At 43.7% G+C, this 22,021-nt stretch carries 19 protein-coding genes and 2 tRNA genes; 16 read left to right on the top strand and 5 right to left on the bottom strand.

Features of this window, described 5'->3' with window-relative positions; genetic code table 11:
• The first annotated feature begins 1 nt into the window (after nt 1).
• The 12 genes from RZO55_RS02050 (at nt 2) to RZO55_RS01995 (ending at nt 16,339) form a co-directional block, all read left to right on the top strand.
• Nucleotides 2-1,975, top strand: coding sequence for an oxidoreductase (locus RZO55_RS02050; RefSeq protein WP_318062636.1), 1,974 nt, complete (start codon nt 2-4; stop codon nt 1,973-1,975).
• 161 nt (nt 1,976-2,136) lie between these two features.
• Nucleotides 2,137-4,527, top strand: coding sequence for a GH39 family glycosyl hydrolase (locus tag RZO55_RS02045; protein WP_318062635.1), 2,391 nt, complete (start codon nt 2,137-2,139; stop codon nt 4,525-4,527).
• Between the two features lie 166 nt (nt 4,528-4,693).
• On the top strand, nt 4,694-5,614 hold the full coding sequence (locus RZO55_RS02040; protein WP_318062634.1) for a sugar phosphate isomerase/epimerase family protein: 921 nt from the start codon (nt 4,694-4,696) through the stop codon (nt 5,612-5,614).
• Nucleotides 5,615-5,635: 21 nt separating this feature from the next.
• Complete coding sequence (locus tag RZO55_RS02035; protein WP_318062633.1) at nt 5,636-6,748, top strand: Gfo/Idh/MocA family protein; 1,113 nt, start codon at nt 5,636-5,638, stop codon at nt 6,746-6,748.
• A 21-nt stretch (nt 6,749-6,769) separates the two neighbouring features.
• The gene (locus RZO55_RS02030) at nt 6,770-7,177 is read left to right on the top strand and encodes a C-glycoside deglycosidase beta subunit domain-containing protein (RefSeq protein ID WP_318062632.1); all 408 of its coding nucleotides are present in this window, start codon (nt 6,770-6,772) and stop codon (nt 7,175-7,177) included.
• A complete protein-coding gene (locus RZO55_RS02025) occupies nt 7,167-8,231 on the top strand; it encodes a sugar phosphate isomerase/epimerase family protein (protein WP_318062631.1) in 1,065 nt (354 codons plus the stop codon). Before RZO55_RS02030 ends, RZO55_RS02025 begins: the two co-directional genes overlap by 11 nt.
• Nucleotides 8,228-9,289 carry a Gfo/Idh/MocA family protein gene (locus RZO55_RS02020; protein WP_318062630.1) on the top strand — a complete coding sequence of 354 codons (1,062 nt, stop codon included), beginning with the start codon at nt 8,228-8,230 and terminating at the stop codon, nt 9,287-9,289. Before RZO55_RS02025 ends, RZO55_RS02020 begins: the two co-directional genes overlap by 4 nt.
• Entirely contained in the window at nt 9,225-10,742 is a 1,518-nt protein-coding gene (locus RZO55_RS02015; RefSeq protein WP_336624243.1) for an FAD-dependent oxidoreductase, read from the top strand. Before RZO55_RS02020 ends, RZO55_RS02015 begins: the two co-directional genes overlap by 65 nt.
• 20 nt (nt 10,743-10,762) lie before the next feature.
• Nucleotides 10,763-11,731 carry a flavodoxin family protein gene (locus RZO55_RS02010; RefSeq protein ID WP_318062629.1) on the top strand — a complete coding sequence of 323 codons (969 nt, stop codon included), beginning with the start codon at nt 10,763-10,765 and terminating at the stop codon, nt 11,729-11,731.
• A gap of 20 nt (nt 11,732-11,751) precedes the next feature.
• Entirely contained in the window at nt 11,752-13,113 is a 1,362-nt protein-coding gene (locus RZO55_RS02005; protein WP_318062628.1) for an MFS transporter, read from the top strand.
• A 26-nt stretch (nt 13,114-13,139) separates the two neighbouring features.
• Nucleotides 13,140-15,182, top strand: coding sequence for an FAD-dependent oxidoreductase (locus RZO55_RS02000; protein WP_318062627.1), 2,043 nt, complete (start codon nt 13,140-13,142; stop codon nt 15,180-15,182).
• Nucleotides 15,179-16,339: an NADH-ubiquinone oxidoreductase-F iron-sulfur binding region domain-containing protein gene (locus RZO55_RS01995; protein WP_318062626.1), complete on the top strand. Its 1,161-nt coding sequence runs from the start codon at nt 15,179-15,181 to the stop codon at nt 16,337-16,339. The genes RZO55_RS02000 and RZO55_RS01995 overlap by 4 nt, the downstream gene beginning before the upstream one ends.
• 310 nt (nt 16,340-16,649) lie before the next feature.
• Here RZO55_RS01995 and RZO55_RS01990 read toward each other — a convergent pair whose 3' ends face one another.
• From RZO55_RS01990 to RZO55_RS01980, 3 genes are read right to left on the bottom strand one after another with little or no spacing between them, the layout of a single operon-like run.
• Nucleotides 16,650-17,267 (bottom strand): manganese catalase family protein, encoded by a 618-nt coding sequence (locus RZO55_RS01990; protein ID WP_318062625.1) that lies wholly within the window; start codon nt 17,265-17,267, stop codon nt 16,650-16,652.
• Complete coding sequence (locus RZO55_RS01985) at nt 17,267-17,563, bottom strand: spore coat protein CotJB (protein WP_318062624.1); 297 nt, start codon at nt 17,561-17,563, stop codon at nt 17,267-17,269. Before RZO55_RS01985 ends, RZO55_RS01990 begins: the two co-directional genes overlap by 1 nt.
• Entirely contained in the window at nt 17,560-17,745 is a 186-nt protein-coding gene (locus RZO55_RS01980; protein ID WP_318062623.1) for a spore coat associated protein CotJA, read from the bottom strand. The genes RZO55_RS01985 and RZO55_RS01980 overlap by 4 nt, the downstream gene beginning before the upstream one ends.
• 193 nt (nt 17,746-17,938) lie before the next feature.
• On the opposite strand from RZO55_RS01980, the gene RZO55_RS01975 reads away from it, so the two are divergent.
• A complete protein-coding gene (locus tag RZO55_RS01975) occupies nt 17,939-18,853 on the top strand; it encodes an NYN domain-containing protein (RefSeq protein ID WP_318062622.1) in 915 nt (304 codons plus the stop codon).
• A 63-nt stretch (nt 18,854-18,916) separates the two neighbouring features.
• Here RZO55_RS01975 and RZO55_RS01970 read toward each other — a convergent pair whose 3' ends face one another.
• Entirely contained in the window at nt 18,917-19,915 is a 999-nt protein-coding gene (locus RZO55_RS01970; RefSeq protein ID WP_318062621.1) for a YeiH family protein, read from the bottom strand.
• A gap of 127 nt (nt 19,916-20,042) precedes the next feature.
• Here RZO55_RS01970 and RZO55_RS01965 point away from each other — a divergent pair, with 127 nt between their 5' ends.
• From RZO55_RS01965 to RZO55_RS01955, 3 genes are all read left to right on the top strand, one after another.
• Nucleotides 20,043-20,927 (top strand): LysR family transcriptional regulator, encoded by an 885-nt coding sequence (locus tag RZO55_RS01965; RefSeq protein WP_318062620.1) that lies wholly within the window; start codon nt 20,043-20,045, stop codon nt 20,925-20,927.
• A gap of 149 nt (nt 20,928-21,076) precedes the next feature.
• Nucleotides 21,077-21,149 (top strand) — tRNA-Val (locus tag RZO55_RS01960).
• A gap of 34 nt (nt 21,150-21,183) precedes the next feature.
• Nucleotides 21,184-21,257, top strand: a tRNA-Met gene (locus RZO55_RS01955).
• 122 nt (nt 21,258-21,379) lie between these two features.
• Here the strand turns inward: RZO55_RS01955 and RZO55_RS01950 are convergent.
• The gene (locus RZO55_RS01950) at nt 21,380-21,823 is read right to left on the bottom strand and encodes a hypothetical protein (protein ID WP_318062619.1); all 444 of its coding nucleotides are present in this window, start codon (nt 21,821-21,823) and stop codon (nt 21,380-21,382) included.
• Nucleotides 21,824-22,021 lie beyond the last annotated feature (198 nt).

The raw sequence follows: 22,021 nt of genomic DNA, 5'->3' as shown, positions 1-22,021 counted from the left end.
AATGGAAATTGATCATGAGTATCAGGGAAAACGGGATTATCCCAATCTGTTTTCTCCTATCCGAATCGGTAATATACGGCTGAAAAACCGGATCATAGCGGCCCCTACAAGCCCCAGTATGATTACCGCAGACGGTCATATTACACCCGAAATGACTGCTTATCTGGAAGAAAAGGCAAGAGGCGGAGTCAGTGTGGTCACCTATGGAGAGGCAATTGTCCATTCTGCGACCGGTAAGTCCCATAACAAACAGCTTCAGCTGGATTCCTTTGGTGTAAAGCAGGGACTTGCCCAGACTGCAAGGGCAATTCACAATGCGGGAGCCTATGCAAATATCCAGCTTTCCCACGGCGGGAAATACGGAGGGCTTTCCAGTGTGGGCGGTGACCAGCAGTGCTGTGTAACTGCTTATGGCCCCAGTGCTGAGGTGACGCCTATGGGCGAAGTGAAAGAAATGCCGAAAGAGATGATTTATGAAATTATTGACTCCTATAAAACCAGTGCCAGACTTTGCAAAGACTGCGGTTTTGACATGGTTATGGTTCACGCAGCTCACGGCTGGCTGTTTTCCCAGTTTTTGTCTCCGGCACAGAACCGGAGAACAGATGAATTTGGCGGTTCTCTTGAAAACAGGGCCAGATTTTTACTAATGACGCTGAATGCGGTGCGTGAAGGAGTGGGACCCGGCTTCCCCATAGAAATCCGAATATCCGGAGATGATTTGACGGACACAGGTCTGGGGCTGCCGGATTGTATCCAGGTGGCAAAAATGGCAGATGATAAAGTGGATTTATTTAATATATCCTGTGGAAACCACGAAGATCCAGATGTGTTTTGCAGAACTCATCCATCTGCATTCTATGAGAGAGGAGTCAATGTATACCTGGCAGCCGAAATAAAAAAACATGTGAAAACTCCGGTAGCCTGTGTGGGTTCATTAAATGATCCGGCGCAGATGGAGAAAATAATAGCCAGTGGTCAGGCAGATCTAGTGGAGCTGGGACGGGCACTGTTAGCCGACCCCTATCTGCCGAAAAAGGCATTGGCTGGTAATGCTGAGGATATTACCCCATGTCTGCGCTGTTATGAATGTTTTGGTGAAACATCAAAATGTGAAACTGTAAAATGCACCGTTAATCCTACCATGGGTCAGCAGCTATCTTCAAAATTCATTCCACCACAGCCGGAGCGGGTAAAAAAGGTGCTTATAGCCGGTGGAGGTCCAGCTGGAATGCAGGCGGCAGTTACTGCGGCAAAACGGGGACATGAAGTGATTCTGGCGGAGAAGGCGGACCAGTTGGGAGGAAATCTTCATGCAGCCGGTGCGGCGTATTTTAAAAAGGATATTCATGACTACCTCCAGGTACTTAAACGGCGGGTAGAGAGGTCGGGTGTAAGGGTAGAACTGAATACGGAAGTAACAGAAAGCTACATAAAAGAACTTTCCCCGGATGCTTTGATCGTGGCTTTAGGTTCAAAACAATGGGTTCCGTCCATTCCCGGAATTGATCTGCCCCATGTCATCATGGCTGCAGAGGCAGAGCTTCATCCGGAGCAGATCGGAACGCGTGTTGTAATTATGGGAGGCGGTCTGGTTGGAAGCGAAGCGGCCATTTCCCTTCACAGCAAAGGGTGCAGATGCACGATTATTGAAATGAAACCGGCTGTTGCAGAGGATGTGAATTCCTTTTACAGGGGTGGACTTATGCCAGAAGTGAAAAAAGCGGCGGTCATTCATGTAAATACCAGGGTAAAGGAAATTATCCCCAAAGGTGTGATATGCGAAAAACAGGGGAAAACTTTTATTAAGGAAGCTGATAGTGTGTTATGTGCAATGGGCTTTCGGTCTCCCTATGAAGAGGTGGATCGTCTTTGCGAATCTGTGGGTGAGTACTATATAGTGGGAGATTGTAAAAATACAGGACAGATTTACCAGGCAGTTAACGACGCTTACTATGCGGCTCTGTTATTATAGGAGGAGCGGCATTTACCAGACATTTTATATTAGTACATTGGATGCAGAGTAGGATAATAGGATCTTACTCTGCTTTTGCCTGAATACCATTTACACAATCATGGAAGGATGTTAGAATTTTGTCTGACAGACAGACATATTAGGAGAGGCTGGGGAAACAAATGCGTGAGATAATGGAGTTCAGCTTTGCGCTGAACAGTGACAGAGAAACCCATGTACATCAGGAAGTTGAGATTTTATATCTGCTGAGGGGAACGGCACAGATTCTGATTAATGAGGAATCTTATATGTTGAAAAAGGGTGATTATATCCTGGTGAATGCAAATAAGCGCCATTCCATAAAAAATCTGGAAGTTACAACGCTGTTTGCCAGATTCGTCATTGATTATTCTATGATGACAGAGTATTTAGGGACAAACCAGCTTTTATTCTGGTGCAATACAGTTTCAGATAAGGATGAAGCATATCATTCTCTGAGGTTGATATTTGACCGCATCCTCACTCTTTATTTTGAAGATGAACAGGAGGAACAATTCCGCCTTCGCAGCCTTTTCTATGAAGTAATCTATCTTTTAGTCAGCCATTTTATGATTAAGACAGATGATATCCGGGTTCAGAAGCTTGGATTTACCAATGATACAAGAGTATTTGAGATACAAAATTACATCCAGGCAAATTACCAGAAGCAGTTAAGTTTAAATGAACTGGCAAAAAAACTGTATTTAACACCTGCATACTTATCAAAATATATCAGAAAACAGTTTGGTTTAAGCTTTATGGACTATTTAAATAATGTCCGTTTGTTCCATGCACTCGATGAACTGCTCTATACGGATAAAAAAGTGACAAGAATTGCAATTGATAACGGTTTTCCGGCGACAGCATCTTTTAATAAAGCATTTAAAGATTGCTTTGAACTCACCCCATCCGAGTACCGCCGTAAATATTCCGGAAAAAGCGCACCGAAGGAAGGCAGAACTGGAAGCTTAAGTGAAATGGAGATTAAGGATATAAAGAAATTTCTGGAAAAAACCAGGGAAGCTCCAGAGGTATCCCATGGAAAGCAGACAGAATTGTTTACCGTTCATGGAGATAAATGGGAACCCTTAAAAAGAACATGGTCTCAAGTCATTAATATCGGAGAGGCCGCCCTTTTGCTTCGTTCCGACGTTCAGGAGCATATTAAGATATTAAAGGAAGAACTGGGGTTTTCCCAGGTGCGGATCTGGAATATAGTCTCACTGATCATCTATCAGAATGCCCAGGGTTATTTAAATTATAATAAACTGGACCGTATTATTGATTTTTTGACAGAGAACGGAATCAGTCCCTTTATAGAACTGGGATTTAAACCTAAAATTGTGATTAAAGCAGCCGATGAATTTCTTATTAATCAGGAAAGCGAGATTTTATTTCACAGTCTGGGGGAGTACGAGCACGTTCTTGGTGAGTTGGCAGCTCATATGGTGAACCGGTATGGACTGGAAACAGTGGAAACCTGGTATTTTGAACTATGGCATGACAACCGGCTGAAAATTGAATCAGAGGATGGCTGGTACTTTCCTATATTTGATGCGGGGTATTCTGTGTTGAAACGGATCTCAAAAAAGATAAAGGTTGGGGGTGCAGGAATCGTGCTGGGCTACGAAAGCCATCTGTATGAAGAAGTATTCTCCATCTGGAAAAAGCGTGCCATCTGGCCGGATTTCCTCTCAGTTTACAGCTATGGCTATGTGATGATCCCCCAGGAGGGAATTCTCTACGGAAAGAAATCCTTAGACAGCCAGTACACTTTAAATCAACTGGATGTGTTAAAACAGACACTATATCAGCTGGGATTTGATGTCAGGCAGGTTTTTGTCAGCGAGTGGAGTTTTACCATATCAAACCGGAATGTGCTCAATGACAGCTGCTGGAAAGCGGCCTATCTGTTGAAAAGCTGCATTGATGCAGAAGGAAAGATCGATCTGCTGGCATGCTGGCATGGCACGGATTTAATTTCCGAACATTATGATACGGAAGCGGTTCTTAACGGGGATAGCGGACTTCTTACAAAAGAAGGAATCTGTAAGCCTGCATTTTATGCCTTCCGTTTTTTAAGCCGGATGCAGCCGCACCTTCTTGGAAGAAATTCCCATGCCATGGTAACTGCAAACGGCAGGGGAAACTATGGGATTGTCTGCCATAACTATAAAAAATTAACCTATCAGTATGCAACAAAAGAGGAGGATAAGCTGGAGCTTGAACAGATGGAGAGCTATTATGAGGACAACTTATCTCTACGGCTGCAATTTCGGATTGATGGGGCAGAGGATGGGCAATATCTGGTTAAATCCCACTATATAAATCAGAACAACGGAAGTGTGCAGGATTTGTGGAAAGAAATGGGGTATCAGAAAAGCCTTTCCGGAGAAGAAATGATGTATATGAAGCAGTTGGGCAATCCCCATATGGAAATGCAGCGGGTTACAGTAAAAGGCGGGGTCCTGGAACTGGAGGCTGTTTTAATGCCTCACGAAATCAGGCTGCTGGAAATTAAATATCAGTACTAGTTTAATAAAGAGAGGACAAAAATCATGGTGGAATTTTTGTCCTCTCTTTTTTGCTGCTTTATAAAAAGGAATGATTGCGTCTAAAAGAGGTTAATTGCAATGAAGATAAATAAAAGTCAAAAACTTATAATGGTAACAGTAAATGAATGGAACGGAGGAGGTATCTATGAAATTAGGATTTGTCAGCGCCATACTGGAAGCGTATTCCTATGAAGAAATGATGGATTTCGCTGCAGAACATGGATTTGAGTGTGTGGAAGCTGCATGCTGGCCATCAGGGAAGGCAGAACGCAGATATGCGGGGGTCAGCCATATCGATGCGAAACGTGTTCTTTTGGAACCAGAATATAAAGAACACATTCTGGAGTACAGCAAAACCAGGAAGGTGGAGATTTCTTCCCTGGCATATTATCCCAATGCTCTGGATGAAGATTTAAAAAAGCGGGAAGAAGTAATCGAACATTTAAAAGCAGTGATCCAGGCCAGCAGTGTTCTTGGTATCGGAATGGTGACTACCTTTATCGGAAGAGATCAGAAAAAGACAGTTGAAGAGAATTTAATCATGGCAAAGGAGGTGTGGACTCCCCTCCTGCAATTGGCAGAAGAGCAGAATGTAAAGGTAGCCATTGAGAACTGTCCCATGCTGTTTTCGGAAGACCAGTGGCCCGGAGGGCAGAATTTAATGACAACACCGGATATCTGGAAACGGGTGTTTGAAATACTTCCTAGCAAGAATCTGGGAATTAATTATGATCCTTCTCATTTTGTCTGGCAGATGATTGACTACATAAAGCCGATTTATGAGTTTCAGGATAAAATTTTCCATGTTCATTATAAAGATATTAAATTGTACAGGGACCGTTTAAACCAGTGCGGCATCATGGCATATCCCCTTGAGTTTATGTCACCAAAGCTTCCTGGACTGGGAGATGTGGACTGGGGAGCCTATGTATCGGCTCTTACGGATATCCGGTATGAGGGTTGTTCCTGTATTGAAATAGAGGATAAGGCCTTTGAAGATTCAAAAGAAAGAATAGAAGCATCGCTGATCTTAAGCAAGCGTTATTTAAAACAGTTTGTCATTTAAAACGAGAAGGAGAAAAGAAAAATGGGTGAAAAAGTAAGAGTTGCGATTGTTGGGTGCGGCGGAATTGCCAATCAGAAGCATATGCCGTCCTTAAAAGCCAATGCTGACAAGGCTAAGATGGTGGCTTTCTGTGACATTATAGAGGAACGGGCTGTGAAAGCGGCAAAAGAATACGGGACACCAGATGCAAAGGTATATGCAGATTATCAGAAAATGTTAGATGAGCTGGCAGATGATATCGATGTGGTTCATGTCTGCACGCCCAATGTGGCTCACTGTCCCATCACTGTCGCCAGTTTTGAAGCAGGTAAGCACGTTATGTGTGAAAAGCCAATGGCTCATACCACGGCTGATGCGCAGAAAATGATGGATGCATGGAAGCGTTCCGGAAAGAAATTCACCATTGGCTATCAGAATCGTTTCCGGGATGATACCACTGCTCTTAAGGCCTCCTGCCAGGACGGTGAGCTGGGAGAGATCTATTTTGCAAAGGCACATGCACTCAGAAGAAGGGCAGTTCCTACCTGGGGCGTATTTCCTGATAAATCCCTGCAGGGCGGCGGACCATTAATTGATATCGGAACCCATGCACTGGACATTACCCTGTGGATGATGGATAACTATAAACCGGTATCTGTCTCCGGTCAGGTATTTTATAAGCTGGGACGGCAGCAGGACGGACCGGCAGGCAATGTATTTGGTCCATGGGATCCCGAGACCTTTGAGGTGGAGGACTCTGCGTTTGGCCTGGTGAAGATGGAAAATGGAGCTGTTATTTATCTGGAAGCCTCCTGGGCATTAAATGTCTTAAAATCCATGGAAGCCTCCACTACCTTATGCGGAACGAAGGCAGGTGCTGAAATTCATCATGGAGGAAGTTATCCAAAAGATGAGCTGATCTATAACTTGGTTGAGCACGATCAGCTGATGGAAAAGACTATTTCACCAGCAGGCGTTGTGGATTTCTTTTCAGGCGGAGCTTCTGCAGAAGGAGTTCGTGAGCAGGCGCAGTGGATGACTGCAATTCTGGAAGATAAGGAACCGTTAGTAAAACCGGACCAGGCATTTGCAGTGACCCGGATTCTGGAGGCAATTTATCATTCGGCAGAAACGGGAAAAGAAGTAATTTTATAAAATGCAGAAAGGAGTTTTACGATGTATCCAAGACATATGTTTCATCCGGACCGTTTTTTAAATGTCCGGTCAGGCGATATGGTTACAGGCTTTCAGTTTGACTGTCGGATTCAGTATTACCGGGGCGTGACTCTTTCCATTATCCGTGACATTGCCGTCAATGTAGACGGGGTGGATTATGACAGAAAGGATATCCGATTCACACTGGAGGGGGACACCTTCACTTTAGATGAGATGGAAACTGTAATTACTTACCGCTGGAAATTCGGTCAGTTTGCCACAGTTACCGTATTAAAAGAGGGCGGGCTGGCTCCCGGCAAACACCATATTTGTTCCACGCAGACGATTGCACCGTCGTATATGCCCATGATTCTGGTTAATTCCGGCGAATGCGATTTTGAGATCAGGGAGGGAAAAGATGAGCTTTGATATGAAAAGGAGTGTTTCCCTGTACAGCTATCAGGAAGAATATTACTTGGGAAAAATGAATCTGGAGGACTGCATCAGAGAAGTATCTAAAACAGGGGCAACAGGTATTGAATTACTGCCGGAGCAGATGATTGATGAATTTCCAGTGATTACGCCGGAATTTAAAGAAAAATGGTTTGGCTGGATGGAGAAGTATCAGGTGGAACCTACCTGCTATGATGCGTTTTTAGAGAACCACATATATAAAAACCGCCGCTGTACCTTAAGAGAGCAGATTCAGATGATGGAACGGGATATAAAACTGGCTCATGAACTGGGCTTTAAAACCTTAAGGACACTGGTTTCAACGCCGATGGAGGTCATTGAAGGAAGCCTCGCCTGTGCCAGTGACCAGGATATCAAAATCTGCCTGGAGGTACATTCTCCATTTTCCTTAAATTCCGGCTGGGCAGATGGCTATATGGAGATGATTTTAAGAACAGGAACAAAAAATTTCGGGTTCATGCCTGACTTTGGAATCTTCTGTAAGGCAGTGCCTGATGTCCTTAAGGATCAGGCTCGCAGAAAGGGAGTCAGTGAGGATGTAATAAAAGCGGTAGATGATGCATTTGCCCAAAGAGTGGAAAAAGGATTTGTTAAGATTAAGTATGATTTAAACCTTGGGAAGGCCAATAAAGAATACCGGATTGCAAACGGGGAGCCGGAATTAATGGAAAAGGTGAAAAAACTTGGAGGCGATGAAGCAGCACTAAGGTATGCAGCTTCCACATTTGCCTACTCCTGGTGTGATCCACAGGACATTATTGATAATATTAAATATATTTATCATACCCATGCAAAATTTTACAACACCGATGAGAGTTACAGGGAGACATCAATTCCCATTGGAGAGGTAGTAAAAGCCTATAAAGAGGCCGGGTATCACGGATATTTAAGTTCTGAGTATGAGGGAAACACTGCCCTTAATGATACCTTTGATGTGGATAGTGTGGAGCAGGTCCGCCGCCACCAGGAAGCGTTAAGGAGAGCGATTGAAGAGCAGGTAAACGTATGAAAAAGATAAAAACCGGAATCGTCGGATATGGATTTATGGGTCACTGCCACGGAGAAATGCTTGGCACATTTGACGAGATCATATTTGCGGCAGCAGCTGATACCAATCTCCAGCAGTTAAAGGATGTGCCGGAAGGGGTGCACACATACGGATCTATTGATGAAATGCTTATGAATGAAGAACTGGATTTGATTATTATTGCAACCCCCAATCCCAGTCATCTGGAAATGGTGGAAAAAAGTGCAAAGGCCGGTGTACATATCATTTGTGAGAAACCGGCAGCCATGTCGGTTGGGGAATTTGACCGTATGACAGCGGTGGCAAAGGAAAATCATGTGATATTCACTGTTCATCAGCAGAGACGCTGGGATAAGGACTTCAGAATTATGAAGGAAGTCTATGACAGGCGGCTGGTGGGTGATATGTATGTAATCAAATCACAGCTTTATGGAATCAACGGAAATATGCATGACTGGCATGTCTACCCTGAGATGGGCGGCGGTATGCTGTATGACTGGGGTGTTCATTTAATTGACCAGATTCTTTTTATGGTGGATTCTGAAATTGATTCCGTCTTTGCAGATGTAAGAAATGTAATCAACCGGGATGTGGATGATTATTTCCATATACTGATTAGATTTAAAAATAATATGACTGCTGATATTGAACTGGGAACTTATTATCTCACACCAAAACGCGCATGGTTCATTGGAGGAACAGGCGGAAGTGCAATGATTGATGGATTCGGCGGAGAAGGTAAGATTGTAAAAACTACTCATCTGCTGGAAAATGTTCCTGGAAAGATCACCATGACTGCAGCCGGACCCACCAGAAGTTTTGGACCGCCTGCGCCGGGGCTTTTGATTGAAGAAGAATTGCCGGTAACCAGTGCAGAGCATCGGGATTATATGGTACAATTTTTAAAAGTGCTTCATGGCGAAGAAGAACTGGCAGTGAAGCCGGAAGAAGTGCGTGTTGTTTTAGACGTAATGGATGCAGTCCGTCAATCAGCCAGGACTGGAGAGGCAGTCCGCTTTAAAAATAATAATCAGAGGTGATAAGGTGAAAAAATACGAGACACAGATCGTTGTGATTGCGGCCGGACCGTCAGGGCTTTCTGCGGCAGTACAGGCGGCAGAAAACGGGGCAGAAGTCATTGTTCTGGAAAAAACTTCCACTGTGGGCGGGGCTGCAAATATGGGGATGGGACCGTTAGGAATCGGAACCAAATATCAGAGACAGCAGATGATTGACATTACTGTGGAAAAAGCATTTAACATGTTTATGGAGTACACCCATTATAACGTGGATGCCAGATTGGTGAAACGTTATTTTGAACAGTCGGCAGAAACCATTGAATGGCTGGAGGACATGGGAGTGGAATTTGAGGGGGCATTCCGCTATTTCCCCAAATCAGAGGCAACCTGGCATATTGTAAAGACGGATCATGGGATTGGACCAAGAGCAGCTTCTTTTATGAATAAGGCTTTGTATGAGAGAGCAAAGGAGCTGGGAGTAACATTCCTCTTAGAGACGCCTGCAAAGGAAATTATAAAGGAAAACGGAGCAGTTGCCGGAGTTCTTGCATCTGGACCTGACGGAGAGGAAATTGAAATCAGCTGCAAGGCGGCAATTATCTGTACCGGTGGTGCCGGAGCCAATAAAGAGATGATTAAAGCGGAAACCGGACTGGATCATGGGGAAAACCTATACAGCTTTGCAATACCCGGACTGACTGGAGATGGCATGAAAATGGCATGGGAAGCGGGAGCAGGGAAAACTCAGGTTCGCATTGAGATGGCAGCAAGCATCGAGGGTATGGAAGATTTGACCCAGGGTGTCTCCAATGTATTTGGTCAGCCCAATCTTCTTGTAAACAGGCAGGGAAAACGGGTTATGAATGAAGAACAGATGCAGAATTCCACATTTCTTTCTAATGTAGTATCTCATCAGAAAGACAAATTGTGTTTCAGTATAGTGGATTCCTCAATTGTAAAGCATTACATACGGAATGGTGTGGATCATGTAAGCCTTGTGAGAACCAATCCGGACGTATCGGATTTCTACGATGGCATTAAGATGGCTGAGGAAAATGGCAATGTAGATCTGTATGTGGCGGATACGATCGAAGAACTGGCTGAAAAAGCCGGAATAAACGCAGAAAACCTGGTGATTACTGTGGAAGATTACAATGATTACTGTGACAGTGCAGATGCAGAGTTTTTTAAGGACAGAAGGTATATGCGCCCGGTTTACAAGGCTCCCTTTTACTGCGCAAAAGTAAGGGTTGGCGGATATGGTACAGTTGGCGGAATCAAAATCAACGAAAACTGCCAGGCTGTAGATGAAGAATTTGAGCCGGTGCCCGGACTGTATGCAGCCGGAGCAGATTCCTGCAACATTTACAATGACAGTTATATGTTCCTGCTTCCAGGAAATTCCATGGGTTACGCGGTAAACACCGGAAGAATTGCGGGTATGAGCGCAGCAGAATACGTGGAAGAAGTATAAGACAAATCAGGAGGAAGAAAATGAAAGTATTGGGTATATCATTCGGTCGCAAAATGAAATGCGGAGATATCATGGTGAAGGAAGCGCTTTATCAGGCAAAGGCCGCTGGGGCAGAGGTGGAATTTATAAACACAATCAATATGGAGATCGGGCATTGCAAAGCCTGCGGAGCCTGCAGCACGGTGAGAGACCGGGGAGGTAAAGTAGCGTGCATTTTAAAGGATGACTATGAAAAGCTGGAAGAAGCAGTCTTAAACGCAGACGGAATTATCATTGCAGCGCCGGTATATGCCGTAGGAATTGTCGGTCAGTTTAAGAATTTTGTGGACCGGTTTTGTCCTGCCCACGACAGAGCGGCTTTTTTGGAAGAACAGAAAAAGAGAGTGGAAGCTGGGAAAACAGGAGAGGAACTTCTGGATGCCAGATATTTTAAAGACCGTTATGTGGGGTATATTTCGGTGGGAGGAGCTTCTACGCAGAACTGGGTATCCATGGGTCTTCCCATGCTGAACCTGTTTGGTTTTTCCTGCCATATGAAGGTTGTAGGACAGATAGATGCTTATGATCAGGGAAGAAGGGCGAACCCAGTGCTAGACAGCCATCTGATGGAGCAGTGCGGGAATCTGGGCAGAGCCATTGCCCAGTCTGTGGGAAAACCGTATGACGAGGTAGAATGGGTTGGCGAAGAGGGAATCTGTCCGGTCTGCCACTGCAATCAGTTAAGTATTTCTCCATCCCGGTCTGCAAAAGTGGAATGTCCGGTTTGCGGAATCAGCGGAGATCTGGAACTGAAGGATAATAAAATAGAAGTAAAATTCAGCGAGGAGCAGATAAACCGGGCCAGATGGACCATTAACGGATTATATGAACATTACCATGAAATACAGGGAATGATTAAAATATGTGTTCCAAAACTTCAGGAGCATAAAGATACACTGCCGAAGATGCTGGAGAAATATGAAAAATTTGACCAATTCATCAATCAGTGACGAAATAAGAGAGGGACAAAATGGGGACAAATAAAAATGAAATAAGACCGGTTCAAATAGGGGTTTACGGTCTGGGAAATTTTGCATCACAGTTATCATGGACGATGGTCAGCTCATATCTGATTTTGTTTTATACAGATGTATTTGGTTTGGCAACAGGGGCGGTTGCAATTCTTATGCTGGTGGCCAAAATCTGGGATGGAGTCAATGATCCCATGATGGGAGCAATTATGGAGCGAAGCAGAACCAGATGGGGCAGATTTCGGCCATATATTGCGTTAGGTTCTCCACTGCTGCTGATTTTTACAATACTTACATTTACGGTTCCGGGATTTGGGGATAAGGGCAAACTGATTTATGCTTATATTACTTATATTGGTCTTGGAATGAGTTATACCGTAGTAAATGTCCCATACACTGCATTGCCGGCTGTAATGACCAATGAGCCGAAAAGTATAAACCGTCTTTACGCTGCTCAGATGGTGGGGATGACTACTGGTATGATTATTTTAAACCTCTGTACATTGCCTCTTGTGAAATTTTTGGGCGGCGGCGTACAGGCAGCAGGATATCAAAAAACAGCGACATTATATGCGATTATATCACTTCCGATTTTTTGGTTCGTAACGTATTTCTGTAAAGAAAAGATAACCATCCGTAAGGAAGACCAGGTGCCGGTAAAGGAGACGGTGAAGGCAATTCTTAAAAACAGGAACTTAATGCTTACCATAGTATATACCATCGTTTCCATGGCTGGAATGTTTGGGCGTATCGGTGTAGCTGTGTATTTCTATATTTACTGTGTGCAGGATTTCCGGTTTATTACTTTATTTATGATGATGCAGATGATCGTAGGCACAATTATTATGCCGCTTTCTCCGAAGGTGATGGAGAAAATCGGAAAACGTAATACTGCCATTGTCTCTATGCTGCTTCAGGCTTTCGCAATGGCAATGATGTTCTTTGGTCCCTATAAAAACATTCCCTACCTTTTCCTGTGCCACATTATATACGGTTTGGGCTACATAGCAGGACCTTGCGGCAGTGCAATGATTATTGACTCCATAGACGAATATGATATCAGAAATCAGGTAAGAAGTGACGGAACGGCATTTGCCATGAATGGTCTTGGAACCAAAGTGGCATCTGCAATCGGAAGCGCTCTTGGAATTGCTATTATTGGCTGGTTTGGTTATCAGGCAGGGAAAGATCCAACTGCTGAAGTACAGACGGGAATTAACATTGCCGCTAATTTAGTACCGATGGTATTTTTCCTTCTGGCAATTATTCCTCTTGCAATGTACAATCTCACTGACAGCAAGATGGAGGAGATCAGAAAAGCAATTTACGAGCGGAATATGGCAAAACAGAAAGAAGATTAACAACGAGGAACAGGGAGGAATGATTCATGGCAGTCATAACGATAGACGGTAAAAAAATGGAAGTAACAGATGGCAGAAATGTGCTTGACTGCGCTCTTGATGCGGGGATATATATCCCCCATCTGTGCCATCATCCGGATTTAAAGCCGCTTGGCTCCTGTCGGATGTGTCTGGTAGAGGTAGATGGAGGGGATACACCGGTCACTTCCTGTAATTTAAAAGTAAAGGATGGAATGAATATCCGGACTGACAGTGAGGAAATTGCCAGACTTCGTATGCTTTCTCTGGAGCTGATCTTAACCGGTCATCCGGAGGATTGTTCCACCTGTCCCAAGTACGGCAATTGTGAACTTCAGACTTTGATCCAGTACATTGGTCCCAAAACAGGCAGGCTGAAAATGCGCATGAAAGGATTTAAGACAGAGGATGAAAATCCACTTCTGATCCATGACATGAACCGATGTGTTTTATGCGGCCGCTGTGTCAGAGCCTGTCAGGAGCTGCGGGGAGTCCACGTTTTGGACTATCAGAAAAAGGGGCTGGAAACTTATGTAGGCACAATTCACGGAAAACTTCTGGCTGATGCGGACTGCCGCTTCTGCGGTGCCTGTGCGGAGGTGTGTCCGACCGGTGCAATTCGTGATAAGTGGAAAGAGGGACAGGAGCAAAGAACAAAACCAGACAGAGTTGTTCCGTGCCGTTATGGCTGCCCTGCTCACATTGATATTCCAAGATATATCCGGTTTGCAGAGGAAGGGCGGTATGATGAAGCGGCTGCCGTAGTCAGGGAGAAGGCTCCATTTCCAGAGATTCTTGGACACATCTGCAGCCATGCCTGTGAACTGGAATGCAAACGGGGAGAGATCAATGAATCTGTTTCCATCCGAAATATAAAACGGGTTGCTGCAGAGCATGATACAGGAAGCTTTTGGAGAGGAAAAGGTAAGCAGCTAAAAGACAGCGGAAAAAAGGTATGTATTGTAGGTGCCGGTCCTGCAGGTCTGACTGCTGCATATTATCTGCGCAAACAGGGGCATGAGATCACAGTTAAGGAGGCACTTCCACAGATTGGAGGTATGATGAATTATGGGATTCCTTCTTATCGGCTGCCCAGAGAGGTTATAAGAAAAGAAATGTCCTTGATTACAGAAGCTGATGTCAGAATTGAAACATCTGTAAAAGTAGAAAATTCGTCACTGCTGTTAAAAGAATATGATGCTGTGCTGATGGCGGTGGGAAGCCATAAGGGAATCCGTCTTTCAATGGAAGGGGATCATCTTCCGGGTGTAGTTTTAAATACTGATTTTCTCAGACAGGTAAATCTGGGTAATCCGGTTGATACCGGCAGCCGGGTGATTGTTCTGGGCGGCGGAAACGTAGCATTTGACTGTGCCAGAACAGCAAGACGCCTGGGGGCAGAACAGGTTTATCTTGCCTGTCTGGAAGCCAGAGAGGATATGCCGGCGGATGAAGAGGAAATTCTTCAGGCCCAGGAGGAAGGGATTGAAATCTATCCTTCCCGCACCTTTGAGCGGATCACAGGAACAAACAAGGTTTCAGGAGTTGATTTCATGAAGGTGAAATCCTTTACCTTTGATGAGCACAGGAGGGCTGTGATCGAAAAAGAGGAAGGAACAAAGCTGCATCTGGAAGCTGACACAGTGATATTTGCTGTGGGGCAGAGACCTGATCTTGATGAAGCGTCAGGTGTGCAGCTGGGAAGAGGAAACTGTATACAGGTAAAAGAGCATTCCCTTAAGACTTCCACAGATGGCATCTTTGCCGCGGGTGATGTGGTATATGGGACAAAATCAGTGATTGCAGCCATTGCATCCGGAAGGGAAGCAGCTAAAGAAATAGACCGTTACCTTGGAGGAGATGGTGATATCTCGGAAAAACTGGCACCAGAAGATCTGGCATCTCCTTATCTCGGACCATGCCCTGGATTTGCTTACAGGGAGCGGGTATCGTGTGAAAACGGCCGCTGTCTGCAGTGCGATTTGCGTCTGCAGATTGCACAGCCCAGGCTTTGGGGAGATTATTCCGGACAGGAGGCGGAGAACGTATGAGCAGCCGTCGAGAAGAAGTGATAAAGGTACTTTCTGATTTCAATTTAAAGGATTATGGTACAAATGGCATTTCCCTTTCAGAACGTTTGGCAGAGGCACAAACCCAATGTCTGGCAGTGGGTCTGCGAAACAGTGATCAATTCGGCGTGCTGCTTCAGCTTATTGATACAGAGGAGGGCTTAAGACGGCTGATAATCGGAATGGAAGCGGCTGCTCTGGTTCTTGGGGCAGGGAAAAAACTTCTTTATATTCCTGAATATGCGCTCAAAGAGAAGGAATGGATTGAAAAAAGTTTGAATGCAGCCGGAATTGAATTGAGAACCGGTTTGATCGATGTAAGAGAACATGAGGATTCTGTTATCTGTCATCTGGTTACCATGCTTGCGCTTGCTGACTGTCTGGACGGTACCTACGAGGAGGGTATTTACATCTCTGTAAATGGCGGACCATTAAAGAAAGCAGCCCCTGATACCCTCATTGGAGATTTAACCGATCCTGACGTGGGTAAAGGTGTCCTTGCTGGAAATCATGTCTATAGCAACGGCGAATGGAATAAGACGCTTAAGGAAACAGAAGCATACAATGGAGTGCTGAGGATTCTTGCGGGAAATGAATGCATGGTTCAGCTGGCTCAAAAAGACCTTTTGAAAAACAGGGAAAGAAGCTGTGGGAAATGTGTGTTCTGCAGGGAAGGACTGCTGCAGCTGCAAGCCATGTTTAAAGATACTGCCGAAGGGAAGGGAAGAACCGAATACCCGGAGCTGATTAAGGAAATTGGTCTGGCGATGAAATATGGCTGCCTTTGTTCTCTGGGACAGAATGCAGCGGAACTTGCCTTGGGAGTTATTGAACAGTTTTCCGATGAATTCAGCGCTCATAATAAAAGAAAAAAATGCCCTGCAGGAGTTTGCTTTGTATCGACTGCGCTTTTCATCGATCCGGCTGTCTGCACAGGCTGCATGGAATGTATGGATCAGTGTGTTGCAGACTGCATCGAAGGTAAGTCAGGGTATATACATATGATAGACACCTCCGAATGTACCAGGTGCAGAGCCTGTATGAAGGTTTGTAAGGCAGGAGCAATTATTGAAACAGATGGAAAACTGCCGAAATTGCCTGAAAGACTGATTAGATGTGGAAAGTTTAAAAAAAGATAGAGAAACTGTTTGTGCAGTTATGAATAAAAAAGAGAAAAAACGCTTCATATTTGTTGCAATAAGGAGAAAATACCAGCAGTACCTTGTTGAATATTTCGCATAATGATAAAATAGCTGTGAAGTATATAATAAGGAAGTGTTTAATATGAAACGAATTATAAAAAACTATTGGCTCGGCTGGGTAAAATGTGCAGAAATTATGAAGCAGGGCGTTTATTCCATGAATCATTGTGCTTATGTACCTGATAAAAAAGCAAGATAATAAAAATCACCTTTCGTCTGTTTCGAAAGGTGATTTTTATATATAAGCTTACATTTCTTTTTTTACAAACTGCTTGTCAAATTCCGGATTGTAATAATAGAAGTTCTTAGGATTCAGCGTAGTCTTTATTTTTTCCAGTGCTTCACCGAATCTCTGGAAGTGAACCACTTCCCTTGCCCGCAAAAATTTTAGTGGTTCCCGTATATCAGGGTCTGGAATGATACGGATTAGATTATCATAGGTGGTTCTTGCTTTCTGTTCTGCTGCCAGATCTTCTACCAGATCGGTGATGGCATCGCCTTTTGACTGGAATTCACAGGCATTAAAAGGAACTCCTGCAGCAGCTGTTGGCCAGAGTGCTGTGGTATGATCCACATAATAAACATCAAAACCTGCAGTTTTAGCCTGCTCTGCCGTCAGATTTTTCGTCAGCTGATAGATAATGGAACAAACCATTTCCAAATGCCCAAGTTCTTCCGTACCAATATCGGTTAAAAGTCCTCCCACTTCCTTGCATGGCATGGAATACCTTTGGGAAAGATAACGCATGGAAGCTGCCATTTCTCCATCCGGACCGCCAAACTGACTGATAATCAGAGAAGCAGTTTTTGGACAGACATTTTTAATATTAACTGGAAATTGAAGCCTTTTTTCATAAGTCCACATCAGAATGCACCTCCTTCCCATGGAAGAGGACCGTCGCACCAGGTAAAATGCCTCTGGTCCGGATATTTAGTCAGGGTTTTTGTTTTGTTGTTGGAATCAGGGCAGATACAATTCATGGTAAGTGGCTCAAAATTATCTGCATAGGTCTGCAATAGCTGTTTCCTCTGTGTCATTGCATCCTTAAATGCATTCAGCGCATTTTCATCCAGAGGATGGGTGTCCAGATAAAGATTTAAATCATTTACGGTAAAACTGATTTCTGTTATTTGGTTGAGGAGACTTTTTTGATCGATCATGGCTGTTCCCCTCCTGTTACATAAAATGGCAAGTCCAGGCTGGGAAATATTGTTCCGTGTTTTAAGGCTGTCTTTGGATCAAAAGGCTGTTCCCAAGGCTGCATGGGAATGGTCGCAATGGCTAATACTACAGTTTGACTGGGTGTTGCAGTTTCACATCCGTTTACAGCTACTGAATTCATTTTAACACTCCCTTCTGTTGATGAATCATTAACTCTTTTTTATTATGATACAAATACAAATAAATACGCTGCAAAAATTATCCCAGTTAACCCAATGCGATGTTATTGTAATAAATGGAAAAATGAAATATAATAGATACAAAGTCAATGAATTGACAGAAAATGTAAAACAATATGACGGGAGAGCAGAGGATTGAGTGATAAAAAATTTGCAGTATTGATTGATTCGGATAATATATCCGCAAAGTACATTACGTGTATACTGGATGAGATGACCCGATATGGAGTAATTACCTACAAAAGAATTTACGGTGACTGGACAAGCGCCCAGATGGGCAAATGGAAGATGGAACTGCTTGAGAATTCTATTACACCGATTCAGCAGTTTTCCAATACAGTAGGAAAGAATGCAACCGATTCCGCTATGATTATCGATGCCATGGATTTACTATATACCGATAACGTAGATGGATTCTGTATTGTATCCAGTGACAGTGATTTTACCCGTCTTGCAAGCCGTTTACGGGAGTCCGGTAAGGAGGTCATTGGAATGGGAGAGGAAAAGACTCCCAAATCGTTTCGTGCTGCCTGCACTGTTTTTACCAATTTAGAGATTTTACTGGACCAGGATGAAGAGGGAACCGGAGGCGGAGCTATCGGCAAAGAGGTGATTGAGCAGGATATTGCTTCGATTATTCTGGAAAATGAGGATAAGAACAAAGCAACCGGTCTGGGAGAAATCGGGAACCGGCTTGTTAAGAAATATTCAGATTTTGACGTAAGAAATTATGGATACAGTTCTTTATCTAAATTTCTGGAGGAGATGGAAAGTTTCGAACTGAGAAAGACAAGCAATGTAGTTACTGTGCGGATCAAGGACAACCGGACCAGAAAACAGGAACTGGACGATTACGCAGTGAAACTGGTAAAAGGAAGCGGAAAGAATGGCATGGAGCTGGCTGCTCTTGGCAACGGCATGCATCGAAAATTTACAGATTTTAAGGTTAAGGATTACGGCTATTCTACATTTTCCAAGTTTGTACACAGTATTTCACAGCTAGAGGTCCGGGAGAATAAAAATAATAGTAAATCCGTTTATGTAAAATAATAAACAGGCTGTGACTGGGTGGCTTTTCTGCTCCCATCACAGCCTTTATGAATTTATACGAAATTACCAGATTCCAAGTACCTTTTGCAGGGTAAGGCTGACGGCTGAAATTCCTGCCCAGCAGCAAAAACCAAGGATAATTGGTTTTTTCCCCGTTTTCAGAAGATGGGGCAGATTTGTATTGGTTCCGATGGCAGCCATGGCGAGTATAATAAAAAATTTGCTTAATTCCCTGATCTGGTCTGTAATGGAATGAGGAAGGGAGAAGATAGTGGTAACAATGGAGGCCAGTAGAAAATACAGCACGAAAAATGGAAATATCTTAGCAAGCCCTGCTTTTTGCCCAGAACCATTTTGTTCTTTTCTGGTCCTGTGAAAGGCCAGAAACAGAGTTATGGGTATAATGGCAAGTGTACGTGTCAGTTTTACGATGGTTGCAGCCTCCAGAGTATTGCTTTTGTAGATTCCATCCCAGGCAGATGCGGCGGCTGTAACAGAAGAAGTATCATTAATGGCAGTTCCTGCAAACATACCGAAACCTTCATTACTAAGACCAAGTGCGCTGCCAAGAGCCGGAAATAAAAGGGCAGCGGCAATGTTAAATAAGAAAATAACGGAAATTGCCTGAGCTATCTCGTGATCGTCGGCATCAATGACAGGCGCTGCAGCTGCAATTGCGGAGCCGCCGCAGATGGAAGATCCGATTCCGATTAAGATGGCACTTTTTTCAGGAACCTTTAATTTGTGAAACAGCACATAGGCGATCACAAGGGAGACGGTAATAGTGGAGGCGATAATGGGCAGGGATTGTCTGCCTTTTTGCAGTACAGTGGATAAATTCATGCCAAAGCCCAGTAAAATCACAGCATACTGAAGAATTTTTTTGGAAGTAAAGGTGACACCTGGCCGGAACTGTTCCTTTCCGGTGATAAATGGTGCGGCTCCCATACCAAGAAGTATGGCAAAAACCGGCCCTCCCACAATAGGAACCAGTTTTCCAAGAAACCATGCGGGGATTGCAATTATCAGGCACATAAGAAGGCCTGGAACATATTTTTTCATTAGTGAATTCCTCCTTTTCAATCTGAAGCAATTATAAAGGAGATGTGCGATAAAATAAAATTATAAATATTTATTAAATGATAAAGATATGTTATGATTTGACTAATACTACCAAGGAGGATACAAGATGCTGGATTTTCGTATGGATACGTTTCTTGTTGTCTGCAAACATATGAATTTTACAAAAGCTGCAGGAGAACTGAATATTACCCAGCCTGCAGTATCCCATCACATCAGACATCTGGAGGAAGAGTACAAGGTCCGCCTGTTTGAGTTCAGCGGAAAGAAGATCAGCCTTACAGACAGCGGGAAAATGCTTCTGTCGGCAGCCATTACCATGAAAGATGATGAACTTCATTTGAAAAAGGTGATGAAACAGCAATCGGAGAGGAGCAGACAGCTGGTATTCGGAGCGACGATGACCATCGGTGAATATAAGATGCCCAATGCGCTGATAAAATTTTTAGAGATATATCCCGAATCAGCGGTTCACATGATTGTGGCGGATACGAAGGAGCTATTGCAGAGGCTGAATGAAGGTGAAATTGAATTTGCTCTTGTGGAAGGCTTCTTTCAAAAGAGAGAGTATGATTTTCTGGTTTATGATTCCCAGCCATTTGCAGCTGTGTGTGCGGTGGATTACGAGTTTCATAGGGAAGTTAAAAAGATGGAGGATCTTTTGGCTGAGCGTATATTTATCAGAGAATCCGGTTCAGGCACCCGTTATGTATTAGAACGGTATCTGGAGGGGAAAAATCTGCTTCTCCAGGATTTTACCAGCCGGGTGGAGGTCAACAACATCGGTGCCATAAAGCAGATGACTGCAAAAGGGCAGGGAATTACCTTTTTGTATGAGACTGCTGTGAAACGGGAATTGGAGGAAGGAATTTTAAGAAAAATACAACTGGAAGATTTTGATTTGTCTCATGATTTTTCTTTTATCTGGAGAAAGGGAAGTATCTATAAAAATTACTATAAAGATATTTTTGACTTGTTCCGAACAGAGGGATAAGAGGCGAAAACCACGCAGGAATCAGGGTTTTACAGGACCTGGTAAAAAAAGAAAATAATTGACAAAAAAGTGTTGACAATTGATACAATTCATATTATACTAATGAGGCAGTCGGGAACGAGAGAGAATAAAAGCCCCTGACAAGCACTGGGATCTTAGCTCAGCTGGGAGAGCATCTGCCTTACAAGCAGAGGGTCACAGGTTCGAGCCCTGTAGGTCCCACTGGTAAGCATAAGCTTATCGAAGAATTGAATATGGCGGAATAGCTCAGTTGGCCAGAGCACACGGTTCATACCCGTGGTGTCGAGAGTTCGAATCTCCCTTCCGCTACTTTAAAAACACATGAAAGTCTGATATTTAAGTCAGATCTGATGTGTTTTTTTGTTTGCAGGAATTGTACAGATTAAAAAAACTGACCAGCATCAGTGACACTGGCCAATCGTACCAGGCTTTTAAACCTGGTTAAAATCGTCTTGATATGCATTGGTAATATCTGTTTTTTCTACATCATAAAATTTGATCCAGTAAAAGTTGTTGTGATATACTGCGCCAAGCTCTTCTTTGCTTCCAAACCAGTCAACATATTTAATCCAGCCGCCGTAAGGAGCGCCAGCCGGATTCTGGGTAGCTGGATCGATGGGATTTTGACAGATTCCGTAGTCATTTAACTCATACCAGCCGGTATCAAGCTGTACCCAGCCTGTTTGGGCGTATCCGGATTCGTTGAAATAGTACCAGTATTCACCAGCTTTTTCCAGCTTGTTTGCAGGATAGGTACCGTCATCATTCTGATACCACCATCCCTGGTCGTTACTTTTCCAGTCGGCTGCATACGCAGTCATGCTGAATGCTGCGGCTAATAGCGCAGCAACGAGAAATAATTGTACTTTTCTCATGTAAAATACCCCCGTTAATTATATTTACTTGTAGTAGGTCTTAGACCTGACTGACAAATCTAAGAATATTATATAAAAAGTGTGGAAGAAACGCAATGAAAAATTAATATTAGTATAACAAAAGTTATAAAATACACGATTCGATCTATTTCGGCAGGAACCACGGACCATTTTCCTTTTTTTTTATATTCATTTCTG

The sequence above is a fragment of the Clostridium boliviensis genome (assembly GCF_033342255.1).
Classification (GTDB): domain Bacteria; phylum Bacillota; class Clostridia; order Lachnospirales; family Lachnospiraceae; genus Lacrimispora; species Lacrimispora boliviensis.
The sequence above is the reverse complement of the archived record's forward strand: the minus strand, read 5'-3'. Positions and strand labels throughout refer to the sequence as shown.